Origin of the sequence: Roseovarius sp. D0-M9 (genome assembly GCF_037083805.1) — a bacterium.
Lineage (GTDB): Bacteria > Pseudomonadota > Alphaproteobacteria > Rhodobacterales > Rhodobacteraceae > Roseovarius.
The window spans coordinates 42,056-65,293 of record NZ_JBAPKZ010000004.1; the positions used below are offsets into that span (position 1 = coordinate 42,056).

At 64.2% G+C, this 23,238-nt stretch carries 20 protein-coding genes; 3 read left to right on the top strand and 17 right to left on the bottom strand.

The features are described from left to right. Positions 1 to 64: 64 nt before the first annotated feature. Entirely contained in the window at positions 65 to 391 is a 327-nt protein-coding gene (hspQ, locus tag V8352_RS04315; RefSeq protein ID WP_336423035.1) for a heat shock protein HspQ, read from the bottom strand. Between the two features lie 260 nt (positions 392 to 651). Here hspQ and V8352_RS04320 point away from each other — a divergent pair, with 260 nt between their 5' ends. Beyond that, the gene (locus tag V8352_RS04320; protein WP_336423036.1) at positions 652 to 1,236 is read left to right on the top strand and encodes a transglycosylase SLT domain-containing protein; all 585 of its coding nucleotides are present in this window, start codon (positions 652 to 654) and stop codon (positions 1,234 to 1,236) included. Positions 1,237 to 1,325: 89 nt separating this feature from the next. Here V8352_RS04320 and V8352_RS04325 read toward each other — a convergent pair whose 3' ends face one another. The 4 genes from V8352_RS04325 to V8352_RS04340 all read right to left on the bottom strand — a co-directional run bounded on the left by V8352_RS04325 (position 1,326) and on the right by V8352_RS04340 (position 7,403). Then, positions 1,326 to 1,937 carry a LolA family protein gene (locus V8352_RS04325; protein ID WP_336423037.1) on the bottom strand — a complete coding sequence of 204 codons (612 nt, stop codon included), beginning with the start codon at positions 1,935 to 1,937 and terminating at the stop codon, positions 1,326 to 1,328. Positions 1,938 to 2,011: 74 nt separating this feature from the next. Further along, positions 2,012 to 2,617 (bottom strand): exopolysaccharide biosynthesis protein, encoded by a 606-nt coding sequence (locus V8352_RS04330; RefSeq protein WP_336423038.1) that lies wholly within the window; start codon positions 2,615 to 2,617, stop codon positions 2,012 to 2,014. Positions 2,618 to 2,703: 86 nt separating this feature from the next. After that, entirely contained in the window at positions 2,704 to 5,709 is a 3,006-nt protein-coding gene (locus V8352_RS04335) for a DNA translocase FtsK (protein WP_336423039.1), read from the bottom strand. Between the two features lie 365 nt (positions 5,710 to 6,074). Continuing rightward, a complete protein-coding gene (locus V8352_RS04340; RefSeq protein WP_336423164.1) occupies positions 6,075 to 7,403 on the bottom strand; it encodes an amidase in 1,329 nt (442 codons plus the stop codon). Positions 7,404 to 7,507: 104 nt separating this feature from the next. On the opposite strand from V8352_RS04340, the gene V8352_RS04345 reads away from it, so the two are divergent. Beyond that, the gene (locus tag V8352_RS04345) at positions 7,508 to 8,725 is read left to right on the top strand and encodes a UbiH/UbiF/VisC/COQ6 family ubiquinone biosynthesis hydroxylase (RefSeq protein ID WP_336423040.1); all 1,218 of its coding nucleotides are present in this window, start codon (positions 7,508 to 7,510) and stop codon (positions 8,723 to 8,725) included. Positions 8,726 to 8,803: 78 nt separating this feature from the next. On the opposite strand, the gene V8352_RS04350 is transcribed toward V8352_RS04345, so the two are convergent. From V8352_RS04350 to V8352_RS04395, 10 genes are all read right to left on the bottom strand, one after another. Further along, positions 8,804 to 9,247: a molybdenum cofactor biosynthesis protein MoaE gene (locus V8352_RS04350; RefSeq protein WP_336423165.1), complete on the bottom strand. Its 444-nt coding sequence runs from the start codon at positions 9,245 to 9,247 to the stop codon at positions 8,804 to 8,806. Positions 9,248 to 9,252: 5 nt separating this feature from the next. After that, entirely contained in the window at positions 9,253 to 9,498 is a 246-nt protein-coding gene (gene moaD, locus V8352_RS04355) for a molybdopterin converting factor subunit 1 (protein ID WP_336423041.1), read from the bottom strand. Beyond that, on the bottom strand, positions 9,498 to 10,163 hold the full coding sequence (gene pgsA / locus V8352_RS04360) for a CDP-diacylglycerol--glycerol-3-phosphate 3-phosphatidyltransferase (protein WP_336423042.1): 666 nt from the start codon (positions 10,161 to 10,163) through the stop codon (positions 9,498 to 9,500). The genes moaD and pgsA overlap by 1 nt, the downstream gene beginning before the upstream one ends. A gap of 119 nt (positions 10,164 to 10,282) precedes the next feature. Further along, positions 10,283 to 12,166: an excinuclease ABC subunit UvrC gene (uvrC, locus tag V8352_RS04365; RefSeq protein WP_336423043.1), complete on the bottom strand. Its 1,884-nt coding sequence runs from the start codon at positions 12,164 to 12,166 to the stop codon at positions 10,283 to 10,285. Between the two features lie 313 nt (positions 12,167 to 12,479). Beyond that, the gene (locus V8352_RS04370; protein ID WP_336423044.1) at positions 12,480 to 13,268 is read right to left on the bottom strand and encodes an SDR family oxidoreductase; all 789 of its coding nucleotides are present in this window, start codon (positions 13,266 to 13,268) and stop codon (positions 12,480 to 12,482) included. Between the two features lie 8 nt (positions 13,269 to 13,276). Continuing rightward, positions 13,277 to 14,224: a calcium/sodium antiporter gene (locus V8352_RS04375; RefSeq protein ID WP_442970956.1), complete on the bottom strand. Its 948-nt coding sequence runs from the start codon at positions 14,222 to 14,224 to the stop codon at positions 13,277 to 13,279. Then, on the bottom strand, positions 14,224 to 14,394 hold the full coding sequence (locus tag V8352_RS04380; RefSeq protein ID WP_336423046.1) for a hypothetical protein: 171 nt from the start codon (positions 14,392 to 14,394) through the stop codon (positions 14,224 to 14,226). The genes V8352_RS04375 and V8352_RS04380 overlap by 1 nt, the downstream gene beginning before the upstream one ends. Positions 14,395 to 14,400: 6 nt before the next feature. Next, positions 14,401 to 15,195, bottom strand: a complete 795-nt coding sequence (locus V8352_RS04385; RefSeq protein WP_442970960.1) for a S49 family peptidase — start codon at positions 15,193 to 15,195, stop codon at positions 14,401 to 14,403. A gap of 115 nt (positions 15,196 to 15,310) precedes the next feature. Then, a complete protein-coding gene (locus V8352_RS04390) occupies positions 15,311 to 16,072 on the bottom strand; it encodes an ABC transporter permease (protein WP_336423048.1) in 762 nt (253 codons plus the stop codon). Next, positions 16,069 to 16,998, bottom strand: coding sequence for an ABC transporter ATP-binding protein (locus tag V8352_RS04395; protein WP_336423049.1), 930 nt, complete (start codon positions 16,996 to 16,998; stop codon positions 16,069 to 16,071). Before V8352_RS04395 ends, V8352_RS04390 begins: the two co-directional genes overlap by 4 nt. A 155-nt stretch (positions 16,999 to 17,153) precedes the next feature. Here V8352_RS04395 and V8352_RS04400 point away from each other — a divergent pair, with 155 nt between their 5' ends. Continuing rightward, positions 17,154 to 18,389 carry a flavin monoamine oxidase family protein gene (locus V8352_RS04400; RefSeq protein WP_336423050.1) on the top strand — a complete coding sequence of 412 codons (1,236 nt, stop codon included), beginning with the start codon at positions 17,154 to 17,156 and terminating at the stop codon, positions 18,387 to 18,389. Here the strand turns inward: V8352_RS04400 and V8352_RS04405 are convergent. Together V8352_RS04405 and V8352_RS04410 are read right to left on the bottom strand one after the other, a co-directional pair. Next, the gene (locus V8352_RS04405) at positions 18,382 to 18,885 is read right to left on the bottom strand and encodes a CoxG family protein (RefSeq protein WP_336423051.1); all 504 of its coding nucleotides are present in this window, start codon (positions 18,883 to 18,885) and stop codon (positions 18,382 to 18,384) included. The two genes, V8352_RS04400 and V8352_RS04405, sit on opposite strands and share 8 nt — an antisense overlap. A 155-nt stretch (positions 18,886 to 19,040) precedes the next feature. Next, positions 19,041 to 23,237, bottom strand: coding sequence for a translocation/assembly module TamB domain-containing protein (locus V8352_RS04410; RefSeq protein WP_336423052.1), 4,197 nt, complete (start codon positions 23,235 to 23,237; stop codon positions 19,041 to 19,043). Position 23,238 lies beyond the last annotated feature (1 nt).

Below are 23,238 nucleotides of genomic sequence, written 5' to 3' on the forward strand. Positions count from 1 at the left end.
CCGGCCGCGTACCTCGCACCTCTGATACTATCGGCACGGGCGGTGATCCGCCCCTGCCCCCACATCAGTTCAGCTGAAAGTGCAGCGGATAGTGGCCATCCTCGAAGGGACCAAAGAGGTCTTCTATGTCGGGGTGCTCTACCGGCTCACCGGAATAATCGGCAATCAGATTCTGCTCGCTTACGTAGGCGACGTAATAACTCTGCTCGTTCTCAGCCAAAAGGTGATAAAACGGCTGATCCTTGACCGGGCGGCTTTCTTCGGGAATGGATGAATACCACTCCTCGGTATTGGCGAACTCAGGGTCGACGTCGAACACCACCCCCCGAAAGGGGTGTTTCTTGTGCCGGACGATTTGGCCCAGATGATATTTCGCACGTGTTTTCAGCATAGATTGCAGCCTTTAAACGTTGATACTAATGGTTTCAAGTGGACTTTGTCCAATTGCGAAGCGCTGCACGGTGGAAACAGTCTGTCGGCGCGAACGCGCCTTTGGCGGCAGGGCGCCCCCGGACAGGAAACCGGCCGGCCCATCGGCAACAGCGCGCGGGCCGGCGAAATTCGTGATTTCCCATCTGCGAAAAAATGGGTAAGCTGCCCCAATAAACAAAGGCAGCGCAGACTGCCGCAAAAACGAGAGCAGAGGCAGCTATGAGCAGACAGCTTCGCGCGCTCCTTCTTTTGGTGCTTGTCGCGGCCTGCGGGCGCGGTGGCAGCTACGGGGATTCCCCGAACCAGATGGAGGATGCCTGCGCCATTTTGCAGGAACGTCCCGAATACAGGCGCGCCTTTCGCGCCGCCGAGCGGCGCTGGGGCGTGCCAACCCACGTCCAGATGGCCACCATCTATCAGGAGAGCAAGTTCGTCTCGGACGCGCGCACGCCCTACCGCTTTACGCTTGGCGTCATTCCGATGGGGCGCCAAAGCTCGGCGTTCGGATACAGTCAGGCGCTGGACGGCACATGGGATGAATACGTCGCCGAGCAAGGCGCGCGGCGCGCGCGGCGCGACAACATCTATGATGCGACCGATTTCATGGGCTGGTACATGTCCAAGACGCGGGATTCGTTGAACATTCCGATGTATGATGCGCGCAACCAATACCTCGCCTATCACGAGGGGCGCACGGGCTATGCGCGCGGCAGCTACAATGGCAAGGCGTGGCTGGTGCGCGTTGCGGGCACCGTCGAGAGCCGCGCCGCGCGCTATCAGATGCAACTGCGGCGCTGCGGCTGATCGCCGCGCACCGGGCTTGCACATGATCCAAAAGGGCGGCGCATTGCGCCGCCCTTTTTCATCCGTCGCGTCCAGTCATTCAGGCGCAATCAGCGTTCAGGGCGTGAGCCCGTGCCGATGCCGAGGATGACGAAATTATCGTTGGAAATGCTGACGCCCGTGGTCAGATCGCCCAGAATGACCGTCGTGCGGCTGCCACCGCTGTCATTGATGACCCACTGGCGCAGTTCGGTCGGGTTCGAGGTAAAGACCAGATCAATGCTGCCGTAGTCGGGGTTTTTCGGATCCTGCGCACGCACGGTCGTTGTCGTGCCATCACTGCTATGGTCGGTGACCATGCGCGCACGGCTGAAATCGACGTTGCGCGCGAGGATGATCGACAGCGGCGTCTGGTTCAGCGGATAGCCTTGCGGACCCTCGTTGGACTTGCCGTCGATGATGCCGACGGTATCGCCATCGGCCACCACCAGCATATCCTCGGGCGGCTTGTATTCGAACCGCACGCGACCCGGCCGTTTGATGAGGATGCGGCCCTCGCTGATGGTCCCGTCATCATTAACTTGCGTGAACGCGCCGCTCGCGGTCTGAAAGCTGTTGAGATAGCGCGACAATTCGTTGAGGGGCAGCTTCTGCGCGGCGGCAGGCAGGCTACTGGCAAAGGTCAGCAGCAGGGCGGCGGCAAGCAATCGAAAGTTTGTCATCAGGGCAACCCTATGTTGTGAGTAGTCGAGTGGTTTTGTCGCAGACTTCGGATGGATATGCGATAACATCTCCATCAACCTCCCGCGATGAGCGCAAAATAGACGGTGATGGCCGCCGTGCCCGAGCCTACGAAGGCGATCAGCATCAGCAATCCGTCGCGCACGGTCATCGCAAGGCCCAGTAGCGCGATGGCGAGCATCGGCGCCGAGCTGACCCATGGCAGCAGCTCCAATGGCGGCACCGTCAAGCAAAGACAAAGGATGAGCGCCCCTGCGACCCGCGCGGCAACGTGCCCGGCCAGCGGATCAAGCCGTTGACCGAAATGGCGATCCATCCAGCCCGCAATCCCGCGCAGCGCATCCACCGCCTTGCAGACCCGCGGTGCGCGCAGCTTGCGGTTTTCGACAAAGCCGGGCAGCCACGCATGAGTGCGCCCCGCCAGCAATTGCAGCGCAAAGACGGCGCAAATCATCGCAAGAAACGTGGGAACGCCGGGGATGACCCCGAGAGGCGTGATTTCGAAAAGCGCCGTGATGAAGATCAGTGGGCCAAACCCGCGCCCGCCAATTGCCTCGGCCAGATCGCCGACAGAAACCTCGTCGCTTCCCTGCCTTTGGGCAAGGTCGCGGATATTGTCCAGAACGTCCCCGACGGCACTGGTTTTCATCGTATCAGACATGGCGCCCTCCGCAACCTGCCGGGGGATAACCCCGCGGGGCGTTCGCAGTTCCGCGCCCTCCCCCCGGTGGGGGAGGGGGGGCCGATTTACTGCTCGGGCACCAGGATCTCGCGCTTGCCCACATGGTTGGCCGCCGAGACGACGCCCTGATCCTCCATCTGCTCGACGAGGCGCGCGGCCTTGTTATAGCCGATGGCCAGCTTGCGCTGAATGTAGGAGGTCGAGCATTTGCGATCGGTGATCGCGATCTGCACAGCCTGATCGTAGAGCGCATCCTCGCCTTCGGTATTGCCCCCGGTCGAAAGGCCCAGAACGGCGTCGATATTGCTGGCCTTGTCTTCATCGGGGCCTTCCAGAACGCTGCCGACATAGACGGGCGGGCCCTGGCTCTTGAGGTGGTTGACGACATCCTCGACCTCTTCGTCACTGACGAAAGGCCCGTGGCAGCGCGTAATCTTGGCGCCGCCCGCCATATAGAGCATGTCTCCCATGCCCAGAAGCTGCTCGGCGCCCATTTCGCCCAGAATGGTGCGGCTGTCGATCTTGGACGTCACCTGAAAGCTGATGCGCGTGGGAAAGTTCGCCTTGATCGTGCCGGTGATGACATCGACCGACGGGCGCTGCGTGGCCATGATGATGTGAATGCCCGACGCGCGCGCCATCTGTGCAAGCCGCTGGATGCAGGCTTCGATCTCCTTGCCCGCGACCATCATCAGGTCGGCCATCTCGTCGACGATGACGACGATATAGGGCATCTTTTCGGGCGCGAACTTCTCGGTCTCGAACACCGGCTCGCCGGTCTCGTCATCGAATCCGGTCTGCACCGTGCGGCTGAACATCTCGCCCTTGCCCAGCGCGTCGGCCACGCGGGAATTGTAGCCGTCGATGTTGCGCACGCCCATCTTGGACATCTTGCGATAGCGCTCTTCCATCTCGGCGACGGTCCATTTCAGTGCCACGACCGCCTTCTTGGGGTCCGTCACAACGGGGCTCAGCAGGTGCGGGATACCGTCGTAGACGCTGAGTTCCAGCATCTTGGGGTCGATCATGATCATCCGGCAATCATCCGGCGTCAGCTTGTAGAGCAGGCTGAGAATCATCGTGTTGATCGCCACCGACTTGCCCGAGCCGGTCGTGCCCGCGATCAGGAGGTGGGGCATCTTGGCCAGGTTCGCGACCATGGGGTCGCCGCCGATGTCCTTGCCCAGCGCCAACGGCAGCTTCTGATTGCCATCGCCGAAATCGCGGGTCGACAGGATTTCGCGCAGCGACACCATCTCGCGGTTGTCATTGGGCAGCTCGATCCCGATCACGGTGCGGCCCGGCACGGTGCTGACGCGTGCTGACAAGGCCGACATCGAGCGCGCGATATCATCCGACAGGCCGATCACGCGGCTGGCCTTGAGGCCCGGCGCCGGCTCCAGCTCGTACATGGTGACGACGGGACCGGGGCGGACCGATACGATCTCGCCCTTGACGCCGTAATCATCAAGCACAACCTCGAGCATGCGCGCGTTTTCCTCGAGCGCCTCATCGCTCAGATGATAGCGCGTGATCGTGTCGGGGCTGGACAGCAGGCTGAGGGGCGGCAGCTCGTATTGGACGCTCGCGGTCTCCTCGAATTGCAGTGCAGGCTGCGCCTCGCCAGCGGCGCGGGCCGAGGGGGCGGGCGCCTTGCGCTGCAAATGCTGCACCACCTTGCGCGGCTCGGGCGTTTGGGCGCGCGGCGCGGGCTGAGGCGCGGCGCGCATGCTATCGTCGAGGATCACCGCCTCATCCATATCATCTGCCATGTCATCTGCGCCTGCATCGGCAGCGTAGCGCGCAGGATGCTGGGGCGCCTGAGTGTATTGGGGCGGCTCCACAGGTGCGCGCGGGGCGGTTCCGGGCCGGGGCGCTTGCTGCGGGGTTTCGGCGCGCGGCGCGGTCAGCGGCGGCTCGGGCGGCAGATGACTTGGGCGGGTTGTATCCAGCAAAAGGGGTGTCGGCCCGCGGCGGCCGTCGCGCGCAATCGCTGCGGCTGCGGCCTGCTGCACCTGTGCGGCAGGGCCCGAGCGCACGCGCGCCTTGATGATATCGGCAATCTTTTCCTTGATGCGATCCTCGCCCGGCATCGCGTGCTCGCCCGCAACGGACTGAGGCTCGATCAGTTCGGGGGCGGGCATCGCCTCAGGCTTGCGCGCAAGCGGATTCATCCGGCCCAGAAGCCCGCCCTGTTTTTCGGGTTTTTCAGGCGCGCGCGGGGCCGCGCGCTGCGAAGCATGCGACTGCGATGCGCTCAGCGGCGGCTCGTCCGCCTCCTGATACACTTTGGCGTGGGCGCTGCGGCGCACCTGCGGCTGCGCCGCCATCTCGGCCATCATGGGCTCGGCCCGGCGGGCCTGCGCGCTGGCCTGCACATTCGCCCGCGCGCTGCGGGCGGCCCCTGCTGCGCCCGACGCGCCGCGCGAGACGAGGGAAATCAGGAAGGAATACGCCATGACGACGCCCAGAATGGTCCAGCGCAGGCCGCGCCGGATCTCGGCCCGCTCAAACCCGGTGACAAAGGCACCCAGCGCCAGCATCACAAGGCCCAGCACCAGCGACAAAAGCTTCAGCCCCGCCGCCGCGCCGATGGGCAGGATACCCAGCGCCGCGCCCATGACGGTATCGCCGAAAATCCCGCCAAGCCCAAAGCTGTGGCTGGCATACCACTCGGCGCCCGGCGTTAGCGACGCCGCATAAAGCGACACGACAGCCACCCAGATCGGCGCAAAGATCACCCGAGCCATCACGCGGTCCTGTCCCCGGTGCAGCAAGAAGCGCAGGCCCCAAACCGCCAGCACGATCGCCACGCCCCAGCCGCCAAGGCCCACCACCATAAAGAGCGTGGCGGCGATCGTCGCACCCGTCTGGCCCACCCAATTCTGCACCGGCGTGTCCACCGCCGAAAGCCAGCTGGGATCGTCAGGACTGTAGGAGGCAAACATCATCATGGCCAAAGTGGCGAGGCCAAGCAGACCAAGACCCAGCAATTCCTTGCCACGTTTCTCGATGGCCATCGCCATGTTGCTGTCCAAGAGAGGATCGCGCCCGCGTGTCTGATATGCCATGTCTTCCCTCGTCCTTACGCCATGCAGGGGACGCGCCGCGCGCGCCGCCGCCCGAACCTGCGCGCAAACGCACCCGTGGTCCGGCTGATTTCATCGTTGACCTGAGGGGAATGGATCCGCACGGCGCGCTGCCCGCAGGGCCCGCCCGCCACATGGCAAGAGCGCACCAGACAAGGGGCCGCAAGGTTCGAAAACCGTTCGGAATACATGTTTACTGCCTCAGGTTCGGGATCGTTTTCGCCCCGTATAGCGCAAAACTACGCGCTGCGAGCGCGCCCGTCCAGCAAAACCATATCCTGCAAGCACGCATTGTGGCATTTTTGGCGAGCTTGGTTTTTTACTAGTAAAATACCCAATTCAACGGCTTAGCCCAGCGCCGCCTCCGCCGCCTGTGCAACCCGCAAGAGACGCGCCTCGCCCATGGATGCGCCGCAGAGCATGATGCCGCAGCTGTGGGTGCCGGTGGGCAGGGTGATCGCAGCAAGGCCCATGAGATTGCCGACGCGCGTGTTGCGCAGCGTCAGCAGGTTTTCCCTGACATAATAGTCGCCATCCTCCATCAGGCGCGCGGCATTGGGCGGCATGTTGGGCGCGGTCGGCATCAGCACGGCATCAAATCCGGCCATGCGTCCGGCCCAGACACCGCGCAGCCGGTCCAGCGTTTGCCATGCCGCGACATACTCCGGCGCGCTGACGCCCTGCCCGCCGCGAAACCTGTCTCGGATGGGGCCGAACATCTTGTCTGGCGCAGCCTCGATCACGTGCTGCCATGTCCCGTAGGCTTCGGCCGAAAAGAGCGTTGCCGAAAGGTCCATCGCCTCCTCGACTTCGGGCACCGTAACCGGAACGATCTGCGCGCCCGCCGCCTCCAGCCGCGTGCACGCCTCTTGATACGCGCGCGCAGGGGCGTCCCGCAGATCCTCCATCACCGTGGTTTCAAGCGCAGCAAAGCGCATCCCCTTCAGCGATGCGCCGCGCAGGTCGACCGGCGCGCGGTCCTCCAGCACCGCCAGCAGAAAGGCCGCGTCCTCGACTGTGCGCGTCAGTGGCCCGATTGTGTCAAAGCGCGCGGCGAGCGGCACCGTGCCCTCGCAGGACAGGCGCCCGGCGGTGGTCTTGAGCCCCACCAGATCATTCCAGGCGGCCGGCACGCGCACCGATCCACCCGTATCGCTGCCGATCCCGGCAGCGGCCAGCCCATGCGCCACGCCCGACGCCGCCCCCGACGAAGAGCCCCCGGCAACCGCCTCGGCATCGTTGACGCAAGGCGGCGTGGCGGTCATCGGGTTCAGGCCAAGGCCCGAAAACGCCAGCTCGCTCATATGCGTCTTGCCAAGGCAGACAAGGCCAGCGGCGGTCGCATTGGCCAGCACCTTGGCGTCGCGGTCCGGCACACGCCCCTCCAGAAGGCGGCTGCCCGCCCCGGTCGCAGTTCCCGCGCTGTCAAAGAGATCCTTCCAGCTGATCGGCACCCCGTCGAGCGGCCCGCGCCGCTGGCCCTCGTTGGCGCGCGAGGCTGCTGCCTGCGCCTCGGCGCGGGCGCGGTCCTGAGTGACAGCGGTATAGATGCGGGCCGCGGCAGGATGCGTGGCAATCGCCTCCAGATAAGCCTCGGTCAGATCAACGGCATCGATGCGCCCCGCGCCGATGCCCCGGCCCAGATCCGCCGCGCTCATCCTCAGCCAGTCCCGCATTGCCTGCGCCATGCAAAATTTCCCATACATAAATTTACGTCGCGCCGAACCTAGCGGCAGGGTGGCGCATGGACAATCCCGCACGCGCGACCATATTGAGGGGCATGAAAATAGACAGCGATATCGCAATCATCGGCGGCGGCCTGAATGGCTCGGCCCTCGCCTTGGCACTGGCGCAGCAAGGGCTGAGCGTGTGCGTCATTGACGCCCTGCCCCGCCCCACGCGAGCGGACCACGACTTTGACGGGCGCGCCTATGCTTTGGCGATGGCCTCGGTGCGCCTGCTCCGGGCGCTGGGGGTCTGGGCCGGGATCGAGGATCGCACCCAGCCCATGCTGGAAATAAAGGTCAGCGACGGGCGCGCGGGCATGGGGCCGCTCATGCCCTTTTCGCTGCATTTCGATCATGCGGAGCTTGAGGAAGGCCCAATGGGCCACATGTGCGAGGACCGCGTTTTGCGCCCTGCCCTTCTGGATGCGATGGATGCGCATGACGGCGTCACCACGATCTCGGAGGATGCCGTCACCGCGCAAGAGGTGGATGGCACCGGCGCGACGCTGACGCTGGCCTCGGGCCGGACGGTGCGCACGCGGCTGATCGTGGGATCCGATGGGCGCACCTCGGGCACGGCGCAGCGCGCAGGCATCACGCGCACCGGCTGGGGCTATGGGCAGACCGCGCTGGTCTGCGCGGTCGAACACGAACTGCCCCATCACGGCATCGCGCATCAATTCTTCATGCCGCCCGGACCGCTGGCGATCCTGCCGCTTCCGGGCAATGTCTCCTCCATCGTCTGGAGCGAGCGGGACGCGACAGCCGCGACCTTTGCCGCGCTGGATGACGAGGATTTTCTGACCGTCCTTCGCCCCCGCTTTGGCGATTTTCTGGGCGACATCCGGCTCAAGGGGATGCGCTACAGCTATCCGCTGGGCCTGAGCCTCGCAAAAAGCCTGATCGCGCCGCGCGTTGCGCTGGTGGGCGATGCGGCGCATGGGATGCATCCTATCGCGGGGCAGGGCCTGAATGCCGGGCTGCGCGATATCGCAGCGCTGACGCAGGTGCTGGGCGAGGCGCGCGCGCGCGGCGAGGATATCGCCGATCTCGGCGTGCTGGAGCGGTATCAGCGCTGGCGCCGGTTCGATATCGCGGCGCTGGCCGCAACGACAGACCTTAGCAACCGTCTGTTTTCAAATGACAATCCAGTGCTGCGCAAGCTGCGCGGTATTGGCATGGGGGCCGTTCAGGCCGCCGCGCCGCTGCGCCGTGCGCTGATGCGCGAGGCGGCTGGCCTGACGGGCGATCTGCCCGACCTCATGCGTTAGGGTTTGCACTGGGGGCTACTCCCCCGCCACCGCTCCGCTGCGCAGGACGGTATCGACCGGCTCGCAGGGCGGCGCGCGTCAGTCCCAATCCTTCAGCGCGTCCTCATCAACGTCTTTGGCCGCGACCCAAAGAGCGCCGTCCCCGGTCAGCTCTTTCTTCCAGAAAGGCGCGCGGGACTTGAGGTAATCCATCAGATACATCGCCGCCTCGAACGCATCCTTGCGGTGGCGCGCGGCGGTGGCGACCATCATGATCATATCATCCGGGCTCAGCCGGCCGTGGCGGTGAATAATCAGGCTTCCGCCCAGTTCCCAGCGGCCATGCGCGTCCTCGGCAATCGCGCCCAGCGCCTTTTCGGTCATGCCCGGATAATGCTCGATCATCATGTGATCGAGGCTGCCATCCAGATCGCGCACGATCCCGGTGAAGGTGACGACCGCGCCCATGCCGGTCTGGCGCGCGGCAAATGCGCTTGCCTCCGCGCCAAAATCGAATGGCGCCTCCTGCACGCGCACGTCCATGCCGCTCATCCGCCGGTCATGGGCGGAAAGAATGCGACCTCTCGCGCGCCCGCTAGGGGCGTATCCCACCCGGCAAGTTCCTGATCGACGGCGACGCGCAAGGCGGCCAGATCGCTGAATGCCATCTCGTAACGGGCCTCACGCGCGGACAGCTCGTCCACCAGATCCTGCACAGTGGCCGCATCGGTCTGCACCGCTTCGCGCGGCAGGCCGATCCGCTCGCGCACCCAGGCAAAATAGAGCACATCCATCAGCGATCATCCTTCAGATACGGCCGCGCTTTCAGCAGGTAATCCGCGCCGGAGATCAGCGTCAGGATTGCCGCAAGCCACAAGAGCCACAAGCCCGCATACCAAGTGTAGTGCATTCCGGCCAGTTTCCAGCCAAGGCCCAGCACATCCTCTTCCTCGCCCGCAAGGATCGCGTCCACCATGGCCAAATCCATGCCAAAGGTGGACATGCCGAAGTAATGCTCGAACACGCCTTGGGCGAAGAGCGTGGCGATCGCGACCATCTGGGCTGTCGTCTTCCACTTGGCCAGTTTGGTGACCTTGAGAAGGCCGGCAGTGTCGCCCAGAAACTCGCGCAGCCCCGAGACGAAAACCTCGCGAAAGAGAATCACGGTCGCCGGCAGCACCAGCCAGGGCGACATGGGCGAAAATCCGACGATGACCATCAGCGCGATCACCACCATCGCCTTGTCGGCAATCGGGTCGAGCATCGCACCCAGCCGCGTCTCCTGCTTCCACGAGCGGGCGAGATAGCCGTCGAACCAGTCGGTGATCGCCGCCGAGACAAAGAGCAGCAGCGCAAACCAGTCGGCATAGGGCCGTGTGAAATACAAAAACATCACCGCGACACCGGGCGCGGCCATGAGGCGCAAGAGCGTGAGGATGTTCGGGACCGTCCATGTCATGGGCTATGTCTATCCCTCTTGGCATGGCTGTTAAAGCCCCGCATTGCGGTGCGCGCGATATGGCCGGGCCCTGATTTTCCGAATGGACAACAGCCCTGCAATCGGAGGATTCAGCGCGCTCAGCCCTTGTCGTGGAAGTAGTCATAGACCTTTTGCGCCAGCGCTTCGCTCACGCCGTCCACGGCCTTGAGATCGGCGAGGTTCGCGCGGCCAACTGCCTTGGCACTGCCGAAATGGGCCAGAAGCGCGCGTTTGCGCGCAGCGCCGACGCCCGGCACGTCATCAAGGGGTGTGGCGCTGACCGCCTTGGCGCGTTTGGCGCGGTGCGTGCCGATGGCAAAGCGGTGTGCCTCGTCGCGCAGGCGCTGGATGAAATACAGCACCGGATCGTTGCGCTGCAGCGCAATGGGTCGCTGGCCGGTGCGGTGAAATTCCTCCTTCCCCAGATCGCGGTCGATGCCCTTGGCGACGCCCACCATCGGGATGTCGCCGACGCCCATCTCGGTCATGATGCTGCGCACCGCGCTGACCTGCCCTGCCCCGCCGTCGATCAGCAAGAGGTCAGGCCAGGTGCCCTTGCTTCGGTCCGGGTCCTCCTTCAGCAGGCGCTTGAAGCGGCGCTGGAGCACTTCCTTCATCATGCCGAAGTCGTCGCCGGGGGTCAGATCGTCGCCGCGTATGTTGAACTTGCGATACTGGCTTTTCAGCATCCCCTCGGGGCCTGCGACGATCATCGCACCGACCGCATGGGCGCCCTGAATATGGCTGTTGTCATAGACCTCGATCCGGGCCGGCGGCCCCTCAAGCCCGAAGGCGTCCGCGACACCGCGCAAGAGCCGCGCCTGGGTCGCGCTCTCGGCCATCTTGCGGGCAAGGCTTTCGCGTGCATTGCGTAGCGCAGATTCCACCAGCTCGGCCTTTTCGCCGCGCTGGGGCACCATCAGCGTCACCTTGCGGCCCAGCTTGCCCGCCAGCGCCTCGGCCATCAGGTCGGGGTTTTCGATGTCGTTGGACAGGATCAGCTGGCGCGGCGGCTCCTTGGTGTCATAGAATTGGCCGATGAAAGCCTCCAGCACCTCGGGCGCCTCGACATCCGCCCCGACGCGCGGGTAAAAATCGCGGTTGCCCCAGTTCTGCCCCGCGCGGATGAAAAATACCTGCACGCAGGCCTGACCGTTTTCGAGATGCAAAGCGATGATGTCTGCCTCATCGACGCTGCGCGGATTGATGCCTTGAGCGGTCTGCACCTGCGTCATGGCCTTGATCCGGTCGCGCAGGGCCGCCGCGCGCTCGAACTCCATCGCCTCGCTGGCCTCGGCCATCTGCGCGGCCAGCTTTTCCTGGATCTCGGTGGATTTGCCGCTGAGGTATCGCTCGGCATCGCTGACCTGATTGGCGTAATCGGCGCGCGAGATATAGCCAACGCAGGGCGCAGTGCAGCGCTTGATCTGATATTGCAGGCACGGGCGCGTGCGCGTCTCGAACATCGCATCGCTGCAATTACGCAGCTGAAACACGCGCTGAAGCTGCGCCAGAGTGCGGTTGACCGCCCCCGCGCTGGCGAAGGGCCCATAGTAAGAGCCCTTTTCCCGCTTGGCGCCGCGGTGCTTCTTGATCATCGGGTAGTCGTGCGACTTGGTCACAAGGATGTTCGGAAAGGATTTATCATCGCGCAGCAGCACGTTGTACTTCGGCTTGAGCTGCTTGATGAGGTTCTGCTCGAGCAGAAGCGCCTCTGTCTCGGTGGATGTGGTCAGGAACATCATCGACGCGGTTGCGTCGATCATCCGCATGATGCGGCCCGTGTGCCCGGTGGGCCGCGCATAGCTGGTGACCCGCGCCTTGAGATTGCGCGCCTTGCCGACATAGAGAACGCGCGCCTGTGCATCAAGCATCCGGTAGACGCCAGGCGACGCATCAAGCGTGCGCAGGTAGGATTGGATCACCTTGTGGCCCGTCGGAACAGGCGCACTCGGGGCGGTTTCAGAAGGTTCGTTGCTCATGTGTCCCTAGATATGATTCTGCACCCTGGCTGCAATCTTGGAAGGCTGCGCACAAGAGGTATCATGTCCACGATTTCTGTGGATAACTCTGCGGGTAAGTTTGGGTCATCAGGGAATTTCCCTTGTTCATAGCAGGTTTCGCAGGTTTGCCTGTTTTTTAGGCTTGTTTTCAACCACTTGAAAACAATCACTATATTTTATGCCGTCTCGCAAAATACTGAAAACATTAGCATTTTTGTAACGGTTTTTTAACAAAGCCTAACGCAGTGCAAAACTTTCGCGGCCCAGCGCAATCAGGGCTTGAAACGCGGGCCTATTCGACTCCCAGAACATCCGGGGTCTGCCAGCACAAATGCTGTCCCCCGTCGATGCACAGAAGCTGCCCGGTGACGGAAGGCGCGTTCAGAAAATAGCCGAGCGCGCCGGTGATGTCCGGCAGGTTCGCACCCCGCTCCAGCACCGTCGCCGCGCGCTGTCCGGCAAAATGCGCCTCGCTCTGCCGCGCGCCGCGCATGGTGGGGCCGGGGCCGATGGCATTGACCCGCACGCGGGGCGCGAGCGCCTGCGCCGCGGTCTGGGTGAACGTCCAGAGGCCCATCTTGGCCAATGTGTAGCTCATGAATTCGGGGGTGAGCTTGCGGACTCGCTGATCGACCATGTTGACTACAAGGCCCTGCGCCACAGGCTCGTCATTTTCGTCCATCACAGGCTCCGGCACCTGCGCAGCAAGGGCTTGCGTCAGCACGAAAGGCGCGCGCAGATTGCTTTCGAAATGGCGGTCCCAGCCGGTGCGCGTCGTGCTCTTCAGCGTGTCATACTCAAAGATCGAGGCCGAATTGACCAGCACGGTCATCGGCCCGCCCAGCGCATCGGCGGCCATCGGGATAAGGGGCGTGACCTGATCCTCGGCCAAAAGGTTGGCCTGCAGCGTCACGGCCTTGCGGCCCAATGCGCGGATTTCGTCAGCGACAACATCGGCCTCATCGGCCGAGCTGTGGTAGTGCACGGCCACGTCATGCCCTTGGCGCGCCAGCTCCAGCGCCATCGCGCGGCCCAGCCGCTTGCCCGCCCCTGTCACCAATGCACGCGCCATGGCCGTCATCCTCGCTGTCAGATCAATATGAAAGTCACATAGGCCAGATAGGCCGCGGTCAAGAGCACGCCCCAGACCCGTCCGATATTCGCCCCGAAAAAGACGAAGGGGATCAGGATCAGCGACGCCGCCAGCATGACCCATAGATCAAATCTCAGGAATGCCGCATCAACCGGGATAGGCCCGACCAGTGACGTGATCCCGATGATGGCCAACAGGTTGAACATGTTGGAGCCGATGACATTGCCCAGCGCCACATCCGCCTGCCGCCGCAGCGCGGCCATGACGGTGGTCGCAAGCTCTGGCAGGGATGTTCCAAGCGCGACCAGCGTCAGGCCGATCACCGCATCACTCACCCCGTATTGCCGCGCGATGATGGACGCATTGTCCACCAGCAGATCCGCCCCCAAAGGCAGGCCGATGAGACCCAGCAGCAGAAAGACGATGATGCGCCACCACGGCATATCAGGATCGGCGCCCTCGACCTCTTCCTCGGGCGGGGCCGCGCGTTCGGCGCGGCGGTGCCGCCGGGCATCGCGCGCCGCGTCAAAGAGCATGTAGGCCAGCGCGGCCAGCAGGATCAGGCCCGACCAGAAGGTGAAGGTGCCGAAAAAGGCCAGCGCGATGAAAAGAACGCTGGCGATCAGCATGAAAATGTAGGTCTTGCGCGTTTCGCACTCGCCCGTGTGAAGCACCGACAGGATCGCGGGCACGCCCAGCACCAAAAGCACGTTCGCCACGTTCGAGCCGATCACATTGCCCAGCGCTAGGCCCGGCTTGTCCATCAGGATGGCATTGACCGAGATCAGCAGCTCCGGCGCCGAGGTGCCGAAGGCGACGATGGTCAGGCTGACGATCAGCGCCGGAACACCGACCCGCAGGCTGAGATTGACCGCACCCTTGACCAGCGCATCACCGGCCAGCAGCAAGATCACGAGACCCAGCGCCGCGAATGCCCAAACCATCACTTGCCAATGCCCTTCCGGCAGGAGCATGGCCCCTTGCCGATCCTGTATTTACCGCAGTGCTTGCATTTGGCCGCTGCCAGACGCTTTTGCCCCGGAAAGCGCAATTTGCCGAACATGGCCAGAACGACCATACCGACGAGAAAGAGTGCGACGATCTTGACAATCATTCCCGGCTACAGCCCGAACCGCGCATAATGCGCGCGGTTCTCGACAGCACCGATGGCATCCTCGGCAATGGTCGCGCCGAACCGCGACAGCAATCCCTTCTTGGGGCCGTAGCGCATCAGGCGCACCTCCTTGCCATAAAGCTCTTGCAGCTTTGGCATCATGTGGCCCTCGCCATCGACCAGCCCCAGCTTGACCGCACGCCGACCCAGCCAGAATTCCCCGGTGAAGATGTCAGGATCATCGGCAAGTTTGTCACCGCGCCGGTCCTTGATATATGCGATGAAGCCGCTGTGCAGATCCTCCAGAATCTCCTTCAACCGGGCCACATCCTCGTCCTTTTGCGGCAGGAACGGATCGAGCGTCGATTTCGACTTGCCCGCGGTATGCACGCGCCGCTCGATCCCTTGGCGCGCCAGGAACACCGGGGCGCCGAAGCCTGCCGAGATGACCCCGATCGAGCCGATGATCGAGCCGAAATCGACCCAGATGTCATCGGCCGCCGCAGCCAGCCAGTAGCCGCCCGAGGCCGCGACATCCTCGACAAAGGCATGGACGGGCACGTCCTTTTCCTCGGACAGACGCCGGATGCGCGCCGCGATCAGCGACGATTGCACGGGCGATCCGCCTGGCGAGTTGATGAGCAGAGCGACAGCGCGCGGTTTGCCCTTCTTGAAAGCCTTTTCAAGGATGGGGGCCAGCGCCTCGTCGTTCAGCGACGCACGGCCTGTGCCGATGGTGCCAGACAGCCGAACGACCGCCACCCGCGCTTGGGATTTGGTGAAAGGCAGGCGGGATTTCAAAGCGGACCAGTAATGCATCACCGGCATGTATATTCGCTGGGGGTCTCAGACAAGGCAGCGGCACCAGATCGTGCCGCCTTGTGGCCAAAAAGGTGATGTCACGACGTCCGCGCGCCTAGGATTTGATCCGATACCCGGTTTTGAAGATCCACCAGACAATGCCCATGCAGATGGCGGTAAAGCCCGCGATGGCCAGGAGCGACCAGCCCACGCCAACGTCCGCGACGCCAAAGAACGACCAGCGAAACCCCGAGACAAGATAGACCACCGGATTGAAGAGGGCGATGGTCTGCCAACTTTCGGGAAGCATCGAGATCGAGTAGAATGCGCCGCCAAGGAACACCAGCGGCGTGATGACCAGCAGCGGGATCAGCTGAAGCTGTTGAAAATTATCGGCCCAGATACCGATGATGAAGCCAAAGAGGCTGAAACTGATGCAGGTCAGCAAAAGAAAGGCCAGCATCGCACCCGGATGCATGATCTGGATATCGACAAAGAATTGCGCAGTGATCAGGATCACGACCCCGATCAAGAGCGCCTTGGTCGCCGCGGCGCCGACATAGCCCAGCACGATTTCAAGGAAGTTCACCGGCGCGGATAACAGTTCGAATATCGTGCCGATGAATTTCGGAAAGTAGATGCCGAACGACGCGTTGCTGATGGCCTGCGTCATCACGCTCAGCATGATGAGGCCGGGCACGATGAACGCGCCATAGCTCACGCCCTCGACCTCGTCGATGCGGCTGCCGATGGCGGTGCCAAAGACCACGAAATAGAGCGATGTCGAGATGACCGGCGACAGCAGGCTTTCCATGAGGGTTCGGAAAAACCGTTTCATCTCATAAAGGTAGATGGCCCAAATTGCTGGAAAGTTCATGCGCCTTCCTCCTTGATGAGCCCGACGAAAATCTCTTCGAGGCTGCTTTGCGTGGTCTGGATGTCGCGCAGCGCCAGCCCCTCGTTCGCGATGGCCTGCAGCAGGCGCGTAATGCCCGTGCGCTCGCCCCCGGCCTCGTAGGTATAGCTCAGCGAGGTGCCCCCGCCCGTGAGGGTCAGCTCATACTCGGCCAGCGCGGCCGGGATCGCGTCCAGCGGCTCCATCAAGTCGATCCGCAAGGTCTTGCGGCCCATGCGCGCCATCAGATCGGCCTTGGGTTCGACCAGCAGGATCTGCCCCCTGTTGATGACGGCGATGCGGTCGGCGATCGCCTCGGCCTCTTCGATGTAATGCGTGGTCAGGATGATGGTGACACCCGCGCGACGCAGCTCTTCGACGACCTGCCACATATCGCGGCGCAGCTCGACATCGACGCCTGCCGTCGGCTCGTCCAGAAACAGAACGCGCGGCTCGTGGCAGAGCGCCTTGGCGATCAGCACCCGGCGCTTCATCCCGCCCGAAAGCTCGCGCACCCGCGCGTTGCGCTTGTCCCAGAGGGTCAGCTGCCGCAGGATCTTCTCCAGCAGCTTGTCATCGCGCGTCTTGCCAAAGAGGCCGCGCGAGAAGCGAACGGTATTGATGACCTTCTCGAAAGGCTCCAGCGCGATCTCCTGCGGCACGAGGCCAATCATCTCGCGCGCCTTGCGATAGTCCGTCACCACATCATGTCCGCCAACCGTGGCGTGCCCGCTGGAGGGCGTGACGATACCGCAGAGCGCCGAGATCAACGTCGTCTTGCCCGCGCCGTTGGGGCCGAGCAGCGCGATGATCTCGCCCGCCTCGATCTGAAGCGACACGCCGTCCAGAGCGGTAAAACCGCCATCATAGACCTTGCCCAGATTTTGCACGTCGACGATGGTCGTCATGCCAGCACCCCCTTTGATTACCGGGGCAAACCTAGACTATTCATGGCCAGTGGCAATCGTGCATCAGCCATGGGCCGGCCTGCGCTGACGCACAGAGCCTTGCGGGCCGGGTGCGCAAATGTATGCTGCGCGAAAACACGCATAAGGGGCATGGCATGGACGAGCAGGGCATCATCATCGTCGGGGCGGGCGCGGCGGGCATCGGCGCAGCGCTGGAATGCAAGGCGCGCGGCATCCCCTACACGGTGCTGGAGGCCGCAAACCGCGTTGGCGGGCGGGCCTATACGGCGACGGCGGGGCTGCCGCGCGCGTGGGATCACGGCTGTCACTGGCTGCATTGCGCCGACGTGAACCCGCTGGTGGAATGGGCCGACAAACTGGGCGCGACCTACCGCTCGCAAGAGGTTGCCCGCCCGTTTCAGGTCTGGGACGAGGGCGCGTTTCAAGATGCCAAAGGCGTGGCCGCATATGAAGACGCGATCAATCGCGCCTTCGAGGCGGTCGAGACATCCGGTCGCGACGTGCCAATCCCGGATGTCCTGCCGGATGCGGGGCGCTGGACGCCTTCCGTGCGCCTAATCCTCGGGCTGATGGCGGGTGACGATGCAGAGGATGTGTCGGCATCGGGGTATGCCGACTACCGGGACACCGATCACAACTGGCCCGTGCTGTCGGGCTATGGCGCGCTCATCACCGCGATGGCCGCTGGGCTGAACATCCGCACCGGCGTCGCCGTGCGCACCGTCGAGCAGCGCAGCGACGGCGCGACGGTCGTCACCGACGCGGGCGATCTGGAGGCCGCCGGCGTGATCGTCACCGCCTCGACCAACGTTCTGGCGCGCGGTGCCATCGCATTCAGCCCCGGCGCCGCCGCCGATCTGGCCCGCGCGCTTGACCGCGTGCCTTGCGGTGCCTACGAGAAGGTGGCCTTTGCCCTCGACGCGCTGCCCGACGAGGTGGCACAGACCCGCTTTCTGAGCGTTCAGCGCAGCGGACAAGACATGGCCACGAATTTTCAGATCATGCCGGGTGAGGCCCCGATGATGCTGAGCCATATTGCTGGCGAGACTGTGCGGGCGCTAGCGGCGGCCGGGCCGGAGGCGATGATAGGCCACGCCCGCGATGCCCTGACAGAGGCGTTCGGGCCGCGCATCATGGACCGCGTCATCGGCACCGCGACAACAAGTTGGACGACCGATCCGCTGGTCCTTGGCTCATATTCGCACGCCGTTCCGGGTGCCGCGCAACTCCGGCGGGACATGATCGCGCAGGACACCGGGCGCGTGGCCTTCGCGGGCGAGGCGTTCTCGCCCGAGTGGCAGGCAACGGCGCATGGCGCCTACGCCAGCGGGCGCAGCGTGGCCGAACGGATGGCGGCGCTGCTTAGCTGATCAGCTTTTTCAGCCAGCCCTTCTTTTCGGCCTCAGGGGCCGCATCCTCTTCCTTGGGGCCCTCGATCACCTCCTCAAGACGGGAAAAGAACTGATCGGCCATCTTCTTGGCAAAGCCATCGACGATGCGGCTGCCCAATTGGGCCAGCTTGCCGCCCACCTTGGCCTCGACATCGTAGCTGAGCGTGGTGACGCCATCCGCCTCGTCGAGGCGGACATCGGCCGCCCCCTTGGCAAAGCCTGCGGCCCCGCCCTTGCCCTCGCCGGTGAGGGTCAGGCTGGAATGCTCGACCATGTTGCTGATGGTCACCGCGCCGCGAAAGGTTGCCTTCACGGGGCCGACCTTTTGCGTGACGACTGCCTCAAAGCCATCCTCGGGGTTGCCCGTCACTTCGCTGGCGCCCGGCACGCATTCCTTGAGCACCTCGGGACTGAGCAAGGCGGCCCAGACCGTCGCCTTGTCCGCCTCAATGGTTCTCGTGTCGCTCATCTGCATGGCTCGCCCTCCCTAGGTCATTTTGGCGAGGTTAGCGCAAGGCAGGCAAGCCGCCAAGCTGGCAAAACACGCCCTATCTTCAAGACTTCGGGGGTGCGCATGTAAAAGGCGGCCCGCGATGGGCCGCCCTCTGCCGCGCATTGTGCAGCGACGGCTCAGTAGTCCTTCTCAAAGAAGATACCAAGGCCGCTATCGCCATCGGCGCCAAAGCTGCCCTTGGCCTTGAGGCGTCTGTTGATCTGCAAGTTCAGATTGATCTTGGTCTGGCCCTCGCTGTCCACCTCGACCTCGGAATAGATGTTGTCGGACAGGTATTTACCCGCGCGCACCTCGGTCTGATCATCCTCGCCCGTGGTCACATCGAGATTGTCGAGGCCGATCCCCTCACGCAGGCTGCCGACAACGCCGCCGCCCCCCCTGCCCGCCAGTGTCGCCACCGCCGAGGCCAGCTGCACCGCCTGAAACGCGGAAATCTGGCTAAGGTCACGGCCAAAGATCAACTGCGAGACAACCTGATCCTCCGGCAGTTCCGGCTGTGACGAGAAGGTGATCTCGGGCTCATCCGCAGGCCCCTCAAGCGTGATCGAGACCTGAACATCGCCGCTGGTGGTCTGGGCAACCAGCAAGATATAAGGGACGAAACTGCCCTGCATCCGCAGGTTGCCCGTTGTCAGATCCAGTCGCTTGCCCAAGAGGTCGAGCCGCCCCCGGATCAGGTCGAACTGACCTTCGGGAATGACGTTGGCCGTCGTCCCGCGCAGGCGCAGGCGCCCGCCCATTTCGGCATCGAGGCCGCGCCCCCGGATGAAAATCTGCGAGGGCGCATTGATGTTTATGTCGAGGCCATAGACCGGCCCGCCTCCGCTGCCGGGCCCTCCGGCACCGCTGCCAGTGTCGAGCAGATTGGCAAAGGCGCGGGTTTGGCGCACGGCAGCGGGCTCGTTCACATGCTCGAGGCCCGGCAGGCTGGCACCAGAAGAGATGGCGCCACTGGGTATCTGAATGTTCACCTCACCGAGGTTGACGATCCCCGAGATATCCGCGCCGCCGGCTGCGGGGCCGACGAAGGTGACACGGCCATTCGCAGTGGTGGTGTAGAGGCCCGGATCGGTGATGCCGACGTTTTGCAGATCGACGCCGATGTCGGCCTGGTAGGGCGCGCTCAGGCCAATGCTGCCGTTCACGCCGAGGCGCCCGCCGGTGTTGACCCCCGCCGTGACGTCAATGCGCGCGGATGCGCCATTGAGGTTTACATTGGCGTTGATGCCCTCCAGCGCCAGCTTGGCCTGCGGCAGGGCCACGCCCGCGCCGCTGGTGGTGATTGTGCCGCTGACCGAGGAGACGGCAGGCGGGCCATTCACACGCAGGTTGAAATCCGCGACACCCGACAGGCTGCGCGGGCTGATGAACGAATTGGCCAAGGCCAGTGGCGCACGGCCATTCACCCTCAGATCAAGCGTGTCGCCGTCGGCTATGCGGCCCGATACATCCGCGGTCAGCCCAGCCGGGCCGGTGCCGTCCAGATCCACGACATAACCACTGCCATCACCGCGCACCGTGCCGCTGACCGTTGCGGGGCCAGGAATGCCCGGCGCAAAGAGCGCGACATTGGCCAGCCGTGCGTCGATCGTGGCCGATGATGCGCCGTCCGTGCCCAGCGTGCCGGAGGCATTCGCCGTCAACTGCGACGTCTCCAGATCGGCGCGGTCGATGACGATGGTGCCATCCGCGCGCCGCGCCACTTGAGCGTTGAGGCTGGAGGCGCCGCGCAGCAGCTGATCGACCTGCGGGTTGCCGATGGACAGGTTGTCACCCGTCACGTCCACTTGTGCCTCTGCGGCGCCGTCTGCCGCGTAAAAGCCCGTGGCAGTCGCGTCCAGCATGGGCGTCTCGACCTCGCCGCGTTTCAGGGTGATGGTGCCCTCGGCGCTCCGCAGCGCCTCGATCTGCGCGCGCGAACGGCCCCTCAGGATACGGTCCACCTGCGGGATGCCAACCACAAGGTCGGTGCCGGTGATATTGGCCGTGCCCTGCGCCGTGCCATCCGCGCCCATGTAGCCCTGAACGTCGGCCTCGACCTGAGGCGTTGTCAAAAGGCCCTTGCTAAGCGTCAGGGCGCCATCGGCGCTGCGCTGCGCCGAAATCTCGGCGCGTGAGGTGCCGCGCAGGATGGGGTCAACCTGCGCGATGCCAACGGCCAGATCCTCGCCGTTCAGCACGATATCGGCCTGCCCGCTCAGCTGTTCCAGATTGCCTTGCGCATCGACGATCACGCTGCCCGCGCCGCCCAGATCGCGGCCCGCAAGGGCCGAATAGGGCGCAAAGTCGCTGGCGACCGCCGTGGCGCTCATGTCGAAGATGCCCGGCGTGCCGCCCACGACGTTGACCGTGCCATCTGCTGTCAATGATGCCTCGCCGGGGCCCGATGCACCGGCCTCAATGGTCCAGACGTTGCCATCCTGATCGGCCCGCGCGGTCAGGCGCGCCGGGCCTTGCAAGTCAGGCTCGACCAGCGACGCATCACTCAGCGCCAGTTCCAGATCGGCCATGCTGCCATCGGATTTATAGGCCGCCGTTGCCGTCAGATCCGTGGTGGGCGATGTGATGCGCAATGCGTCGAGGAACGTCCCCTCGGCAGTGCGGCGCGCAGTCACGTCGAGCTGCGTGCTTCCGCGCAAAAGCGGATCGAGGCGCGGCTGGCCCACGGCCAGATCCTGCGCGCTGCCGGTCACGCTGGCATCCATGGTGCCATCCGAGGGGGTGAACTCGCCCTCCACCTGCGCCTGAACCGCACCCTCCAGATCGGTCCCGGCAAGGCCGGAAAACCGCGTGAGATCGGCCGCCTCGACAGCAACATTTGCAGTAATGCGCGGCGACGTCTCATCGCCCAGACCCAGCAGAGCCGCCTGGCCGGTGATGTCATAATCGCTGCCCGTCAGGGACAGCTCGCTCAGGCGAAACGGATTGCCCTCGGTCCAGTCGAACACGATGTCACCGCGCAGGGATCGGCCAAGGGCGCGCGACAGGTCTGCATTGATGAGCGCCAGCCCGTCGACCGCAACATCCAGCGCGCCATCCACCTTGCCTTGGGCGGTGCCGTCCTCCCCCTTGGAGATCGTGCCGCCGCCCACCAAGGACGCCTGGTCCAGCGTCAGGTCGGTCCGCTCCAGCCTATCGGCGGTCAGGGACAGGTCCCACCTTTCGCCATCGTTCAGATCGTAGGTCAGGCTGAGGTCCATATCATCGAGTGTCGTGCGCTCGCCCGCGATGGGCAGCAGCACGGGCGCGCCATCATCCGAGGCGATGCGCCCGGTCAGATCAAACCGCTCGGGCCAGCCGTCGGCGCCCAGTTGCAAATTGCCATCCAGCGTCAGCGCAGCGGCGGTCAGCGACAATGTCTCGATGCCCAGACCGCCATTGGCGGGCCTTGATCCCTCGACCACCAACGCCATTTCAGTGCCAAAGAACTCGCGGTATTCCGGCGCAAAGACCGGCGCGATGTCGCCTCTGATATCTGCGGCAAAGTCGAGCGGCGCGTCCGTTTCGCCCTCTTGCGGCGCAGGGGCGGCAATACTGACGGTGCCGCCCATGCGGCGTTCGCCATCCGTATCCAGCGCAATCTCGGCGGTGAAATCGGACAGCGGCGCATCGCCGGTGACGGTCAGGCCCAAGGACGGATTGCCCGGAATACCCATCAGCTTGGAGGCGATGCCGCCCTCGTCTTCGGTCACGGCAAGATCAATCGCAAGCCTGCGCTCTGCATTCGTGTAAGCGGCGTCCAGCTTTACCGCGTCATTTGCCTTGTCGAGGCGCGATATGTCGAGGGCCGTATTTCCCGCGCCATCGGCCAGTTGCAGCGATCCATTCAGCGAAAGGGCAACCTCTTCGCCGAGAATGGGCGCTCCCAGCAGCAGCCGCTCGACCGCGATCTGCTCGACGTTCACGGAAACCGGGAGTTCGGGCAGGGAAAATCCGGTGGCCTCGGCATCGGGCACATCCATGGCCTCTTCGCCCTCGGGCAGGCGTGGCAGAAGGATCTCGGCGGCGGAGAGGTTCGCCACTTGGAGGCGGCCACGCAGCAGGGCAAGGCGGCTCCAGTTCAAGGTCACATCGCGCAAGGTCAGCCAGACGCCCTCGTCGTCGGCCACGGTCAGCACGTCGAGGCGCGCCTCACTGCTCAGCGCGCCCTCGAACCCCTCGATGCGCACCGTGCGGCCCGCGGTCGAGAGGTTGTCCTCGATGAAGCCCTGCAAGAGGCCGCGATCGTCCTGCGCGGACGCGGCCTGCGGCAGCACCAGCGCGGCGGCCAGCGCCAGTGTCATGAGGCCGCGTGTGAAAAACCCTTGGATCATC

Coding starts and splice junctions, on each gene's coding strand:
- V8352_RS04350 (WP_336423165.1), bottom strand. CDS start 9,247: ATGGACGTGCGCGTGCAGGAGGCGCCATTCGATTTTGGCGCGGAGGCA.
- moaD (WP_336423041.1), bottom strand. CDS start 9,498: ATGGATGTGCTCTATTTTGCCTGGGTGCGCGAGCGGATCGGCCTGCCG.
- uvrC (WP_336423043.1), bottom strand. CDS start 12,166: ATGAGCAACGAACCTTCTGAAACCGCCCCGAGTGCGCCTGTTCCGACG.
- V8352_RS04335 (WP_336423039.1), bottom strand. CDS start 5,709: ATGGCATATCAGACACGCGGGCGCGATCCTCTCTTGGACAGCAACATG.
- V8352_RS04380 (WP_336423046.1), bottom strand. CDS start 14,394: ATGATTGTCAAGATCGTCGCACTCTTTCTCGTCGGTATGGTCGTTCTG.
- pgsA (WP_336423042.1), bottom strand. CDS start 10,163: ATGACATGGACGGTCCCGAACATCCTCACGCTCTTGCGCCTCATGGCC.
- V8352_RS04325 (WP_336423037.1), bottom strand. CDS start 1,937: ATGACAAACTTTCGATTGCTTGCCGCCGCCCTGCTGCTGACCTTTGCC.
- V8352_RS04330 (WP_336423038.1), bottom strand. CDS start 2,617: ATGTCTGATACGATGAAAACCAGTGCCGTCGGGGACGTTCTGGACAAT.
- V8352_RS04345 (WP_336423040.1), top strand. CDS start 7,508: ATGAAAATAGACAGCGATATCGCAATCATCGGCGGCGGCCTGAATGGC.
- V8352_RS04410 (WP_336423052.1), bottom strand. CDS start 23,237: ATGATCCAAGGGTTTTTCACACGCGGCCTCATGACACTGGCGCTGGCC.
- V8352_RS04390 (WP_336423048.1), bottom strand. CDS start 16,072: ATGAACTTTCCAGCAATTTGGGCCATCTACCTTTATGAGATGAAACGG.
- V8352_RS04400 (WP_336423050.1), top strand. CDS start 17,154: ATGGACGAGCAGGGCATCATCATCGTCGGGGCGGGCGCGGCGGGCATC.
- V8352_RS04395 (WP_336423049.1), bottom strand. CDS start 16,998: ATGACGACCATCGTCGACGTGCAAAATCTGGGCAAGGTCTATGATGGC.
- V8352_RS04340 (WP_336423164.1), bottom strand. CDS start 7,403: ATGCGGGACTGGCTGAGGATGAGCGCGGCGGATCTGGGCCGGGGCATC.
- hspQ (WP_336423035.1), bottom strand. CDS start 391: ATGCTGAAAACACGTGCGAAATATCATCTGGGCCAAATCGTCCGGCAC.
- V8352_RS04370 (WP_336423044.1), bottom strand. CDS start 13,268: ATGACGGCCATGGCGCGTGCATTGGTGACAGGGGCGGGCAAGCGGCTG.
- V8352_RS04405 (WP_336423051.1), bottom strand. CDS start 18,885: ATGCAGATGAGCGACACGAGAACCATTGAGGCGGACAAGGCGACGGTC.
- V8352_RS04320 (WP_336423036.1), top strand. CDS start 652: ATGAGCAGACAGCTTCGCGCGCTCCTTCTTTTGGTGCTTGTCGCGGCC.
- V8352_RS04375 (WP_442970956.1), bottom strand. CDS start 14,224: ATGGTTTGGGCATTCGCGGCGCTGGGTCTCGTGATCTTGCTGCTGGCC.